7 protein-coding genes and 1 tRNA gene are annotated in these 14,342 nt (G+C 38.6%); 6 read left to right on the forward strand and 2 right to left on the reverse strand.

Going from position 1 to position 14,342, the window contains the following annotated elements:
- Positions 1–116: 116 nt before the first annotated feature.
- Positions 117–190, reverse strand: a tRNA-Met gene (locus KYH19_RS00645).
- 1,239 nt (positions 191–1,429) lie between these two features.
- Here KYH19_RS00645 and KYH19_RS00650 point away from each other — a divergent pair.
- From KYH19_RS00650 to KYH19_RS00660, 3 genes are all read left to right on the forward strand, one after another.
- The gene (locus KYH19_RS00650; RefSeq protein WP_055911440.1) at positions 1,430–1,810 is read left to right on the forward strand and encodes an START-like domain-containing protein; all 381 of its coding nucleotides are present in this window, start codon (positions 1,430–1,432) and stop codon (positions 1,808–1,810) included.
- Positions 1,811–1,840: 30 nt separating this feature from the next.
- On the forward strand, positions 1,841–3,265 hold the full coding sequence (locus tag KYH19_RS00655; RefSeq protein WP_219077180.1) for an LptF/LptG family permease: 1,425 nt from the start codon (positions 1,841–1,843) through the stop codon (positions 3,263–3,265).
- A 139-nt stretch (positions 3,266–3,404) separates the two neighbouring features.
- Positions 3,405–4,616: a bifunctional 3,4-dihydroxy-2-butanone-4-phosphate synthase/GTP cyclohydrolase II gene (locus KYH19_RS00660; RefSeq protein ID WP_121282076.1), complete on the forward strand. Its 1,212-nt coding sequence runs from the start codon at positions 3,405–3,407 to the stop codon at positions 4,614–4,616.
- A gap of 1,182 nt (positions 4,617–5,798) precedes the next feature.
- Here KYH19_RS00660 and KYH19_RS00665 read toward each other — a convergent pair.
- Positions 5,799–10,226 carry a translocation/assembly module TamB domain-containing protein gene (locus KYH19_RS00665; RefSeq protein ID WP_219077181.1) on the reverse strand — a complete coding sequence of 1,476 codons (4,428 nt, stop codon included), beginning with the start codon at positions 10,224–10,226 and terminating at the stop codon, positions 5,799–5,801.
- Between the two features lie 74 nt (positions 10,227–10,300).
- Here KYH19_RS00665 and tsaD point away from each other — a divergent pair, with 74 nt between their 5' ends.
- From tsaD to KYH19_RS00680, 3 genes are all read left to right on the forward strand, one after another.
- Positions 10,301–11,302, forward strand: coding sequence for a tRNA (adenosine(37)-N6)-threonylcarbamoyltransferase complex transferase subunit TsaD (gene tsaD, locus KYH19_RS00670; protein ID WP_219077182.1), 1,002 nt, complete (start codon positions 10,301–10,303; stop codon positions 11,300–11,302).
- Positions 11,303–11,703: 401 nt separating this feature from the next.
- Positions 11,704–11,901: a hypothetical protein gene (locus tag KYH19_RS00675; RefSeq protein WP_219077183.1), complete on the forward strand. Its 198-nt coding sequence runs from the start codon at positions 11,704–11,706 to the stop codon at positions 11,899–11,901.
- 76 nt (positions 11,902–11,977) lie between these two features.
- A complete protein-coding gene (locus tag KYH19_RS00680; RefSeq protein ID WP_219077184.1) occupies positions 11,978–14,332 on the forward strand; it encodes a TonB-dependent receptor in 2,355 nt (784 codons plus the stop codon).
- Positions 14,333–14,342: the final 10 nt, after the last annotated feature.

The raw sequence follows: 14,342 nt of genomic DNA on the forward strand, positions 1-14,342 counted from the left end.
TAAAAGAAAATTGGTATATTAGATCAATGAGGATTTAGTGGTTATTAGGTCTAAAACACTTATAACAAAATCCCCTCTAACAAAAAAAGCCCATCTTTCGATGAGCTTTTGATCAGTAGCGGGGAGCAGGATCGAACTGCCGACCTCAGGGTTATGAATCCTGCGCTCTAACCATCTGAGCTACCCCGCCGGGCTTAATATTTACAGAATAATGTAAATATCGATGTGGTTATTTTTAAGAGTTGCAAATATAGAATAAATATACATTTTAATAAAAAGAAATGTGAAAAATACTTTAAAGTGCTATTGCTCAGTAAATTTGATTGTTTTTTGGTAGGCTGTTTTTGTTGTTTTAAGCCTTGAGCGCAATGTTTTTTGGAATAAATAACGCAACGAATTGCTGTAAATCGGCAGGTATGTGCCAAAATTAAATTCATTCCTGGTCTTAGTATGTTATTTAGAATGTTGTTTATGGCAACTGCGGGCGTATTTCAGCAGGCCATTTGAGCTGATAAATTAATGCGTTCAACAAGATTGATTACCCCCTGGTGCTACCAGGTTCTCACCAAAGTAACCCTTACTCTAGCTGATGTTCGTCAATCCTTTACCCTTTAGGTAATAAATGAGGTAACGCCAGGGTAAAGAATAGGTAAGCAAAGGGTAACGCTGGGGTTAACCTGGTATAGAGAAAGGGTAAACAAAAGGTACAGGATGGGTAAAGGAATTTGGTGTGTCCTATACTGAAGCCAATTAATCAGTCCGGAGCCTTATTCGAAGTTACTTAACAGATTTCAATAATTACCGGCCTTTTTTAACCATATAAGACATATAAGGTTCATATAAGTTCAATCGAAAACTTAAATAAACTAATATTCCTTATATGGTGAAAGACCTGTACGCCAGTTTTTTATAGCAGATTTAGTGATATTCTTTATCACCCAGCTCGGCGACTTTTTGCCTTCTATCGGTGTGCTTCGTGGTTAAATAACCATATAAGACATATAAGTTCAATCGAAAACTTAAATGAACTAAATTCCTTATGTGGTGAAAGGACTTTACCCCCGCTTTTTATAACAGATTTAGCGGTATTCTTTATCCCTCCCAACTCTGCGACCTTTGTGCCTTCTCTCGGTGCGCTTTGTGGTTAAGAATATGGAGAATATAAGATAGATGATGGAGCTTTTGGTCAGAAGCCAGTTAACCGATGAAATCAGGCCGGAGTCCAGAGTTGGTAGTCTTGAGTCGATTAACCGATTTAAACAATTTACCGATTAACCTCAATAATCAGTAAAGCAATGGCAAATGAACCACTAAACCTGCACCATGAACCAATAAAAATTATATTGTTGCAGATATAGAATAAATTACCTTTCTTTAGAAAAATAATATTAAAAAATAGTCCGGAAATTATCCTGGTAGTGTACTAAAAATGGCAGAAAAGAAAAAATTTACACTAGAGTACGAAGTTAGATCGTCACCACGCATATTGTATAGTTTTATAAGTGAGCCAAACGGCTTATCGCAATGGTTTGCGGATGATGTAAATTTTCGTGATCAGGTATATACTTTTACCTGGGATGATGAGCAGTTAAAAGCCAAACTGGTTTCCATTAAAGAAAATAAACTGGTTAAATTTAAGTGGCTGGATGATGAACCTCAATGTTATTTTGAGATGGAAATTGTACAGGACGAACTAACCAATGATGTTGCCCTCTCGATCACCGATTTTACTACTGATGAGCTTCTTGCAGAGAAAAAATTAATCTGGGATAACCAGATCGATTATCTGATTAGCGTTTTGGGTGCGTAATATTATCTCCGTATTGTTTACCTTTGCAGGGTGAAAAAAATACATCTTCTATTAATAAAAGCATTTGTGAAGCCATTCATAGCAACATTTTTTGTTATGATGTTTATTCTATTGATGTTTTTTCTGTTTAAATGGATTGATGATTTAATTGGAAAAGGTTTCGAATGGTACACCATTCTGGAGCTGATGTATTATGCTTCGGCTGCCAACGTATCCATGGCGCTGCCACTATCGGTATTACTTTCGTCCATCATGACTTTCGGTACACTGGGCGAAAATTATGAGCTGGTGGCCATTAAATCTGCAGGTATTTCTTTGCAGAAAGCCATGCGCCCACTGTTCGTGGTAATTTTAATGCTCACGGTAGCCTCTTTCTTTTTTGCCAATTACATGCTGCCCAAAGCCAACCTCAAATTTGGCTCATTGCTGTATGATATCAGGAATAAAAAACTTTCATTTTTAATTAAACCAGGGGTCTTTAACAATGCCATTCCGGGTTATGCCATCCGTGTCGATTCGAAGGAGGAAGACGGTACGCTGCACAATATCATGATTTACGATCACCGTGAAAATAATGGTATCCCGAAAGTAATTCTGGCAAGAGAAGGGAAAATGAATAAAACCGCCGATGGTAAGTTTTTGGTGCTTAACCTTAAAAATGGTGTGCAGTACGAGGAGCAGTCTTCGAAAAACGGCATGTACAACCCCCGGCAGATTTTTACAAGGAACCGTTTTAAAGAAACTTCACCGCGTTTTGATATGTCGTCTTTTGATGGCAATACCACCGACCCTAATGCTTTCGGAAACAGTACGCCCATGTTAAACCTGAAAGGGATTGTAAGAAAGCGCGATTCGTTGACGAAACAACTGGATACGATGAAGATGCGTACTATTGCTAACCTCAACAGTAACTTCAAACAGTTTAATGTGGCCAGAGGTTATACAAAGGTAAAAACCGCACCGAAAGAAATTGATGATGTAATATTGAAGAGCATTCCTAACGGATCGCGAAAGCTGGCCCTCGATAATGCAAGCAGTACGGTTGCAAATATTATGCAGCACGTACCCAACTGGGGTCCGCGCCAAACCGATTTAACCGGCGAAATTATTTTTGCCACAGTAGAATACCAGCGTAAATTTACCCTGGCAGCATCTTGCATCCTGTTGTTTTTTATTGGTGCGCCATTGGGTGCCATTATTCGAAAAGGAGGCATGGGTTTACCTGTGGTGGTGGCCATTTGTTTTTTCCTGGTGTACCACATTATTACCACGGTGGCCGAAAAATCAGCACGTGAAGGTAATTTAAACCCTATATTCGGGATGTGGATTGCCGTAATTGTTTTGTCGCCGCTGGCAGCTTTTCTAACCTATAAAGCTACAGTAGATTCGGCCTTATTTGATGTAAATTACTACAAGCAGCTCTTTCTTAAATTGTTTAAAAAGAGGGAAAAATAGGCCTCTTTTCCTTTACTTACAGATGATATTTTAATCCAAATATTGCTCAATAAGGTTGTACATTTGTATGGGTTATTGTTTGTGGTATAAATTGATTTAAATACGTCTTACACACCATTTGCCCCATAATGTTTATAAAATGCAAACAAAATTAAACACAATAGAAGAGGCCATCGCAGATATAAAAGCTGGTAAAGTGATTATTGTTGTAGATGATGAGAATAGAGAGAATGAAGGTGATTTTTTAACGGCAGCCGAAAATGCAACGCCCGAGATCATCAATTTTATGGCTACTTACGGCCGTGGCTTAATCTGCGCACCTTTAACAGAAGAACGTTGTAAAGAGTTAAATCTTAGTTTGATGGTGGGCAAAAATACGGCAGCTTATGAAACCAATTTTACGGTTTCGGTAGATTTGGTTGGCCATGGTTGCACCACAGGTATTTCGGCGAGCGACCGTTCTAAAACGATGCTGGCTTTGGTGAATCCTAAAACTGATCCTGAAGAGTTGGGCAGGCCAGGACATATTTTTCCGCTAATAGCCAAAGATGGTGGCGTAATCCGCCGTGCAGGTCATACAGAAGCGGCAGTAGATTTAGCGCGTTTAGCCGGAATGAAACCTGCAGGTTTGTTGGTAGAGATTTTAAAAGAAGATGGCGAAATGGCCAGACTTCCTGATTTATTTAAAATTGCCGAACAGCACCAGTTAAAAATTATATCAATCGAAGATTTAATCGCCTACCGTTTAACCATGGATAGCCTGATTAAACAAGAGGTGAGTATCGATTTACCTACCGCCTGGGGCGATTTTAAAATGACAGCCTATACGCAGTTAGATAATAATGCTACACATTTAGCCATTTCTAAAGGTGAATGGGATAGCAACGAGCCTATTTTAGCACGTGTACACAGCTCTTGTGTAACTGGCGATATCTTTGGGTCTTGCCGTTGCGATTGTGGCCCGCAGTTGCATAAAGCCTTAGAAATGATCGAAAAAGAAGGTAAAGGTATTGTGGTATACATGAACCAGGAGGGGAGAGGTATCGGACTGATTAATAAATTACGTTCGTATAACTTACAGGATGCTGGTTTTGATACGGTTGAAGCAAATATTAAATTAGGCTTTAAAGGCGACGAACGCGATTATGGGGTAGGTGCGCAGATCCTGCGATCGGAAGGCGTGACTAAAATGCGCTTGATGAGTAATAACCCAACCAAAAGAGCAGGTTTAATTGGATATGGCTTAGAAGTGGTAGAAAATATCCCGATCGAGATTGCCAGTAATGTACATAACGAACGTTATTTAACCACCAAAAGAGATAAAATGGGCCATTCGATTATGAAAGGATAGTCCAGTTTGGAGTCAGCCCAAGTCTGAGTGAGAAAAAAGCCAGTATTGAACTTAGTTTTGATACTGGCTTTTTTGTTTAATTTAAAATCAAAAATGCTGATTATTCCAGTATAATTTGTCATCCTGAACGCAGTGAAGGATCTTATCAAATACATTTTACAATCATAAATTTATGGGTAATAAAGTCAGTGATTCTTAGGTTAGGGATTCTTCATTTCATTCAGAATGACAGACTTTTCCAGTTCATTCTCCTGGAATAGATTTCTTATAAACGCTGCCTGCAATCGTCATTTCGACCGAAATGCAACGGAGTGGAGAGATCTATTTTGCTCGCTTCTAAGTCGGTTAATCCAAAAGCAAATTTTGTCATCCTGAACGCAGTGAAGGATCTTTATCAATGCATTTTACAATCATAAATTTATAGGTAATAAAAGCCGTAATCCCTTAGGTTAGAGATTCTTCATTTCATTCAGAATGACAGACTTTTCGAATTCACTCTCTCTGGATAGATTTCTGCTAAACGCTGCCTGCAATCGTCATTTCGACCGGGAGTGCAACGGAGTGGAGAAATCTATTTTGCTCGCTTCTAAGTCGGTTAATCCAAAAGCAAATTTTGTCATCCTGAACGCAGTGAAGGATCTTTATCAATGCATTTTACAATCATAAATTTATAGGTAATAAAAGCCGTAATCCCTTAGGTTAGAGATTCTTCATTTCATTCAGAATGACAGACTTTTCGAATTCATTCTCTCTGGATAGATTTCTGCTAAACGCGGCCTGCAATCGTCATTTCGACCGAAGTGCAACGGAGTGGAGAAAATCTATTTTCTCGCTTCTAAGTCAGTTAATCGAAAAGCAAATTTTGTCATCCTGAACGCAGTGAAGGATCTTTATACTTAACCAAATAGCCATCGATCGGTTTTAACCATATAAGCAATATAAGATCATATAAGCCCTTGGTGTCGATTAATCAGTCCTGCGGTTCGTCCTCCTGAACTTGTTTTATTAGTTGCATTGATTGTTTTCAATGGTCTAATAGCTAATCGTGGTCAGGTTCTATGTTGCACGGTTGTTATATTCGTTCAAGACCATGATGCAATAGGCGCTAAGATTGCCGCCAGAACGAATGACGCCCTCGCCCATACCAATGAACTATTGACCATTGAACAAATGAACCAACCTCTACCTCCTTTGGTTCCCTTTACTCTGGTTGATAATCGCGTCTTTGTTAAAAGATTTATTTGTTTTAACCGGTGCCTGGCTCTTTCTTTTCAGGTTTCGGCGGTAAGCACCAGAAATTTTCTGAACAAACTCTTTAAAAGTATCAAACTGCTGGGTATACACCAGGCCGAAAGAGGTAACGTTTGCGGTTGAACTAATTCCGCTGTTTAAGAATATACTCTGTTGCGTAGGTGGTTTATTTGCCGCTTTTACTGTTAAGCTTCCGTCTTTTTTAATCAGGAACAGTGCCTCAACCTCTCTACCCACATTATCTTTAGAGAAATCGATCACAGTAAAATCGTTCGCACTGTTTCGGTCTACAATGCCCGCATTAATAATTAAACGATCGTTAAAGAACTTAAACGATGCATTGGCCTCGCTTAAGGAACGGACGTTTAAATCGACAAAATTTAAGTTTAACGAAGAAAGTACGTTGTTAAACTGGTTAAAAACCAATTCAGTAGCCGTACTGGTAGCGGTTGAGCTCAACTGGTTCCCAATGGACTGCCCACCGTTTCCGGGAGCGAAACTTCTTCTGATAATTAAACTGAATGCCTGAAGGTTCAGGTTGTTCTGATCGCTCAAATAGGTTTGCAGTTCTTCTTTAATTGAAGGTTGTGCCGGAAAATTGATATCGAGCTTAATATCCGGTTGTAACAGTAAGCCCGTTAAGCCCATTTCTACTTCGGTATTCACCCTTTGGTTGGCATTACTGCTGGCGTCGCGGTTTGCTGCCTTGTAAAGGTCATTTAAGCTTGCCCTTAAAGCATATACCGCTTTTAAGTTAATCTGCGCGGCAGTAGGGTTACCCGTCCAGCGGATGGTTCCACCTTGCCTGATGTCGAATTTTTTGTTGATTACCTCCTGGGCCGTAAAGTCGAAACTTCCGGTCTCAATAATATAATCGCCAGACATTTCGAAATCACCAACACTATTGATGTTTAAGGCCAGCTCAGCATTACCCTTTCCACTTAAATTGCCGAGGGTGGTATATATGTTCGCTGTGGTATTCGGATCGATGGTTAATTTGAAACTTAAAGTTAAACCATCAAAGTTTGTTCTTTTCTTAACCAGCACAGTCGAATCGCGGCTCACGAAATTAATGAAATCTTTATCCGATATGGTTTCAGAACTATTTAGCGGCAGGTTAAATACAGTTCCTTTTTCCGTTTTCGCCTTAATATCGATCTTCATTTTGTTGGTTGGGCCCGTAAACGTAAATACACCTGTGCCATATGCGCGGCCATAGTAGATGGAATTGTCTTTCGAGGTAGTGTTTAAGGCCATTAAACTGTTGGCATTCACCTTTACATTCAGTGTTGGGTAGTTAATATCGTTTAAATCTACAGTGCCGTTTGCTGTAGCTTCGTGGCCTTCAAGATCGCTTAAGGTGAAGTTATCCAGTTTAATCACACTATTGTTTACTTCTACATTATCGGTAATTACATAGGTGGTTTTAAGGTAGTTTACCATCAGCTGTCCCTTATCTAACGATAAATTACCATTAATTTCTGGCTTTTCTAACTTGCCTTTCACCGTTAAATCGGCTGAGATATTTCCTTTTAAATTGGATACCAGTTGTTTAACAAAAGGCTCAATTACAGTGAGCTTACTGTCATCCATTTTTACGCTGAGGTCGATTTCTTTTTCTTTCAGATCAATATTTCCAGTCAGTTTAAAATTCTCCGAATTGTCGGCTACAATGCGGGTAAACACATTAAGCTTTTTGCTTTCATTGCTATATGATGAGGTATCGGTTAAGGTGCCGATATAGATATCGTTAAAGTTTAACGAATCGATCTTTAAGTCGTCTGTTACCCTAAGTGTTTTTAATATGCCATACAAATCAGTCTTCCCGTTAAGGTTTCCACCCAATTTAACACCAAAACCTTTGGTAAAAGGGTTCAGGGTTTTTAAGCTAAAATCTTTAAAACCCACACTGATTAAATCTTTAGGGTCTTCTGAAATTAATCCATCAATCACAACCTGTTGCTTTCCGTTGGTTAAATCGAAATTACTGATCTCTGTTTTACCATTGTTGAGCACGATCCGTACTTTTTCCTGGATGCGCCATTCTTCGTTATTGATTTTTAAGATAGAAGGTAATACGCTCAACCTTGCCGTTGTATCCTGGTTTTTTGTGAACTCTACCAATCCGTTTAAATCGAGCTGATTGTCTTCCTCAGCGTTCGACATTTTTACGTTGAAGGCCAGACTGTCGTTCCGCAGGATGTTGGAAACGTTTACATCTTTAATAAATAAACTGTCGTTAATCTGCACCCGATCAGAGGTTACAATCAGTTGAAGTTGTTGTGTGGTGGTATTTTCATCGAGGATGATGTTGTTTACCACAATACCGCTGTATTTTAGTTTCTTCACAAAACCGTTCAGCGTTGCGGTATTGTTGCGCGAATCGAAATCTCCTGTTAGTGTAGCGCCTTCTTCTAATTCCAGGCCTGGTGCAAATATCTGCGCCAGCGGTTCGAACTTTTTAACCTTCAGGTTAAACTGAAAAATCTGGTTTTTGTATTTTATAATATCGGCCTTTAACGAAGGAATATACGTTTTGGCGATGGCTTTGTAATAAGAAACAATAGAATTGAGATCATATTCGCCTTTAATACTGGCATCTAAAATATCCGACCGGATATCCAATACGCGACTTGCGCCCGTGCCATTGGCTGTTAACTGTACCGAATCTACGCTGTAAGTGCCTTTTGGATTTTGCATCCTGATCTCTTCGATCAATAACTTACCCGATATGTTATTCAGGTTGGTACCCGAAAAATTAGTGGTAAATTTAGCATCCACCATCAACGAATCTTTCAACAGTTTTAAGGATTTTAAACGTGCCTTGGAAATGGTTGCATTAAAATTGAATACCGGCAGTTTAGGGTTCAGGTTAACACCTCCATCAAATACCAGTTTAATGTTCCGGTCGTTAATGCTCAGCTTGCCATCAAAATATTTTTTATCAAAAGTACCATCAATCTTTACGTTATGGTACCTGTATTTGTTAAAGTCGATATAATCTACATCGCCATTTATTTTTTCGGTTAAATCTTTTAATTCCGTTCCACGGCCTTTCACATATAAAGAAGAGCTGATCCGGCCCAGGCTCTTTTCATCTAACAGATCGCCGATGTTAAAATCATAGGTTTTTACGTTTCCGGTGTAAGATGGGACATCCTTTTTATCGATTTTCATGTTCACATCCGAAACGATGCGACCCAGTTTGGTTTTAAATTCGCCATAGGCAATAAAATCGTTCTGAAAACCCGTAAAACTTCCGTTGAAATTGATGTTACCAAATTTGTTTACAATTACCGGAACAATTTTCTTTTTGCTGTTGGTAATGCCCGCCAGCACTTCTTCGAGATCGGTTTTATTTGTTCCTGCCATCTCAATATTCAGGTCCATAAAAGTTTCTTTCCATTTCGGAAGCCCTTTTATAATAAAATCGCCTTTAATATGTGTGGCTTTTCCAGTCCTTAATGATAATTTTTTGGCTTTAAGGTTATTCACTAAACCCGTAATCTGACCATCAACATCCAGGTCGAGTTTCATGGTATTCAGCTCAGGGGCAAAAAATGCAACATCTTTCGAGGTGATGTGGCTATCTTTAAAAATAGCCTTCATCCGCACATTATCTATGTAGTGGTTAAAATCTTTATAGCTTTTAAACCGCATTTGGTAGTAATCGGTTAAACGGCTCTGATTGGTTTCGAGCAACAGGTTTTTCAGCTCTATCGCATTACTGTCTATCGTGGTTTGGGCCGTTAAGTTTTTCAGGTAAAATCCGCTACGCTCTTTAAAAGTTAGGTTTTTGATATTGGTTTTAAGCAAATGATTCTTGGTGTCCAGTCCTTCAAAAATTCCACTCAGCTGTTTAACGTTTACGTTATCAAAGTTTACACTTTTGCCTTGCGTGGTGTCTTTTGCCCTGTAGTTGATGTACCTGAAGGCAAACTTATTTAAAATAAGGCGGCCTAGACTTACATCAAAAGGCTTACTTTTCTTTTTCTTTACCTTGGGTTTACCAGAATCGAAGTAGTTAATGATAAAATCGAGATTAGAAGACTTATCTTTGAACTCCTTTAGGAAAAACTGGCCATCGTTAATTTGAACGGTACTGATATCAATAATCTTTTTATCAATGGATAATTTAGTAATGTCGACCATAAATTGAGGCGTGCTCAATAAAGTGTCTTTTTGTAAATCTAAAACCAATAAATCTTCGAGTACAATAGATTTAAAAGGCTTGATATAAAGACTCTTGATTGATATGGTTGTTTTAAGCTCTTTAGATAAATATGCGGCAGCTCTCTGCGCAAAATAAGTTTGAACAGGCTTAAATTGTAGCGAAAAAACAAGAAGCGCAGCCAGCAAGATTATTGATGCGATTACCCAAAGGAGTATTTTAAATAGTTTTTTAATAATTTTGCAGCTTAAATATTAATAATTTGTCTGTTATACTTGCTATTGAGTCTTCTTGCGATGATACGTCCGTTGCTATTTGTAACAACGGCAAAATTACTGCCAATGTTATTGCAAACCAAACAATTCATCAAAATTATGGTGGTGTTATACCTGAATTAGCTTCAAGGGTACATCAACAAAATATTGTGCCTGCCGTGCAACAGGCTTTAATTAACGCTAAAGTTACAAAACAGGACATTAATGCGGTAGCTTTTACACGAGGCCCAGGTCTTTTAGGATCTTTATTGGTCGGCGTTTCTTTCGCAAAATCTTTTGCATTAGCTTTAAATATACCTTTAATTTCTGTCAATCATATGCATGCGCATATTTTAGCGCATTTTATTGATGATCCAAAGCCGGTTTTTCCCTTTATCTGTCTGACGGTTTCTGGCGGACATACACAAATCGTGCTGGTAAAAGATTACTTTGATATGGAAATCGTGGGCGAAACATTGGATGATGCTGCTGGTGAAGCTTTTGATAAAACCGCTAAATTACTGGCCTTGCCTTATCCCGGGGGACCACTGATTGATAAACATGCACAGCATGGAAATCCTTTGGCGTTTAAATTTGCAGAACCCCAAATCGCAGATCTGAATTTTAGCTTTAGTGGTTTTAAAACGTCTATTCTGTATTTTATCAGGAAGCAGGAAAAAGAGAACCCTAACTTTATTGCCGAAAATTTAGATGATATTTGTGCATCGGTTCAGCATAGCATTGTACAAATTTTGCTGAACAAATTAAAGAAAGCGGCAAAACAATACGGAATTAAAGAAATTGCTATTGCAGGTGGTGTTTCGGCAAACTCTGGTTTAAGAAATGGCCTGCAACAAACAGCCGATGAATTGGGCTGGAACATCTATATACCGGCGTTTCAGTATTGCACTGATAATGCGGGTATGATTGCCATTGCAGGGTACCAAAAGTACCTGAAACAGGATTTTGTAGGGCAGGATGTTTCGCCAATGGCGCGGATGGAGTTTTAGTTTTGGTTCATTGGTCATTGGTTCATTAGTTAATTGGTCAATTGTTTGATTGTTGAATTGTTCATTGCGATATTGCAAACTGTTAACTGGACATGGTTAATTGTTGAAATTGCTTAACTGGTTGTCCTTTTTTCGTCATCCGATAGCTATTGGATGCGAGAAAGCTTTTTCAGCCGACGAAGCAATCTTACAACGATAGCTCGTTGCGAGTTGATGTAAAGGACTCCAGGGTGATTAATTATCCGGATAAGATCCTGACCACGAAGTAGCTATTAGACCATTGAAAGCAATCAATACAACTAATAAAACAAGTTCAGGATGACGACTGCTTAGGGGATTATAGCCCTTAAACCGCCAATTGAAAACTGGCAACGAGAATTGTTTAAATTGAATTTATATATATGACTGGAGCATCGTTAATATTTTGGATTGTTTGTGCGATACCGCTAATCGGTATTTTATATTGGTTAATCAGAAATGACAAAAACAAACTAAAAGGAAGCTGGGGGGTGATTATTTTAGGTGCTCTGATTATTGCCGCACTTTTGGTAATTGTTTATGTGACCAAAGATTTCGAAACAGTTTTCAGCCAGAATTAATTAAGGTATTCTAATTCTTATTTAGACCTATTCTTATTAGTGTATAATTTCTATCTTTGCCGAAAATTAAAGATAGATGAAAAAAACTATACTAATCGTTACCATATTAATGTGTAATCTTCTTTTGGGGCATGCCCAAAACGTGAAGATTGAAGGACACATAAAGGATCAAAGAAATGAGGTTCCATACTCAACCATTTCTTTATCAGGTCAGAAAATCCAGGCAGATAGCAAAGGTTATTATACGTTGTATATCAAAAGCGGTGTTCCGTTTAATATTCAGGTAAACGCTATTGGATATAAATCATTTACGCAGCAAATTGCAGGCATAAGGGCCGATACAATTATTAATTTTGTATTGGAACCAGTAGCCAATATGCTGGATGATGTGTTAATTTCTACATCGAGAAAGCCGGAAAACATTAAAAATATTACCACTTCAGTTAGTATTGTAAACAAGAAAAAACTGGAGAAAGAGATGGCCATCACACCAGATTTGAGCACTATACTAGCCAATCAGGTGCCTGGTTTTGCGCCTACAGCACAAACAGGGAATAATGTAGGGCAAAACTTAAGAGGCCGCCCAATGCTGGTGATGATAGATGGTGTTTCGCAATCTTCGCCATTAAGAAATGCAGAAGTAGATTTAAGGTCGATAGACCCTTCAGTACTTGAGCGTATAGAAGTGGTGAAAGGGGCCACTGCCATTTATGGTAATGGTGCTGCGGGAGGTTTGGTGAATTACATCACCATGGTTCCGGATACTGCAGCAAGATTTGCCGGTAAAACCCAGCTTAATTTAAACGGATCGCTGGTTAAAGTTAAAAACTCTGAAGGGGGTAGGATTAACCAAATGTTTTATGGAAAACTGGGTAAATTTGATTACGTGGTGAGTGGAATGTATGAGCAAACCGGCGAATATAAAGATGCAAAAGGTGATGTGGTAGGGCCAAACTACAGTTTAGGTGAAACCGATAGCTATAATGCTTTTGCCAAGTTAGGTTATGTACCGGCAAAAAATCAACGCATTCAGCTTACCTACAATACATACAGCAGTTTGCAGAACAGTAATTTTACGTTGGTAAACGGTAATCTGGCAACTGGTCAGAAAGCAACCGGTGTTTTAGGAAAACCGCTTGGTATCCCAACCGGAGTAGATTATAACCACAATTTAAATCTATCGTACAAGATTGACAGTACGTTTCTCAATTCGAGTTTGAATGCGGATGTTTACTACGAAACCCGTAAAGATGTTTTTTACGTTTCTTTAGGTCGCTTTGATGGGGGCGATGGACAATCGCTCGCCAAAAATGATAAAAAAGGAGCACGTCTGTTTTTAGAAACACCAATATTGAACCTCGACTTTTTGAAAATGAATCTGGCTTATGGTGCAGATTTCATGAAAGATAAAACCGCACAGCCGCTGGTTGATGGGAGGGTATGGGTACCAACGATGAATATGACCAACATTGCACCTTTTGCGCAGGCAGATTTTAATATTTTAAGCAAGCTTGTATTTAAAACTGGCTTGCGCTACGAAAATGTAAATATTGCAGTTGATGATTACCGTACTTTAAGAACTACCGGAGCAAACAATGCTACCATTACGCCATCTTTTGATGTAACCGGAGGCAATTTAAAATACAGCACTTATCTTTTTAATGCGGGTTTAAGGTATAATCAATTTAATGTTTTTAGTCCTTTTGTAAGTTTCTCTCAAGGTTTTTCCGTAATGGATATTGGACTGGCATTACGTGATGCCAAAGTAAACAGCATTGATAAGATCAATACGGATGCGGTAAAGGTTAATAATTATGAGGCTGGCTTTGAAAGTAAAATTGCCGGATTAACATTTTCTGCGTCGGGTTATATCAGTACCTCCAAGTTAGGTATTGAAGTGGTTTATGACCCTGCTACCGGTTTATTTAATACCGCAAGGAACCCTGAAAAAATTTATGGTTTTGAATTGGCGGCCGATTATCATTTATTTGATCAGCTGGGTTTAGCCGCAAGTTACAGTTATACAGAAGGCAAGCGTGATATCGATAAAAATGGAAAGTTTAACGATGCTGGTGACTTGTATCTCAATGGCCGCCGTATTTCGGCTCCAAAAGTTACTGCTTCGGTAACTTATAGTCCATTAAAGGTGTTGGATTTAACCCTAAACTATACGGGTATCAACTCGCGCAACAGATTTGAGAAAAATGCGAACGGCATATATAATGGAAATGAGGGTGCGGTAAAAGCATATCATTTATTCAGCTTTGCAGGAATTTATCAGGTGAAGAAGAACACGAAACTTACCTTAGGTGTAGACAATATATTTAACCAGGATTATTTCCCGGCAAGGGCACAATGGTTTATGCAACCGGGCTTTTATTCAAAGGGAAGGGGTACTTCGGTAAACTTTGGTATATCGGTTAGTTATTAACCAGATCTAA

The organism is Pedobacter sp. D749 (assembly GCF_019317285.1).
Taxonomy (GTDB): Bacteria; Bacteroidota; Bacteroidia; order Sphingobacteriales; family Sphingobacteriaceae; genus Pedobacter.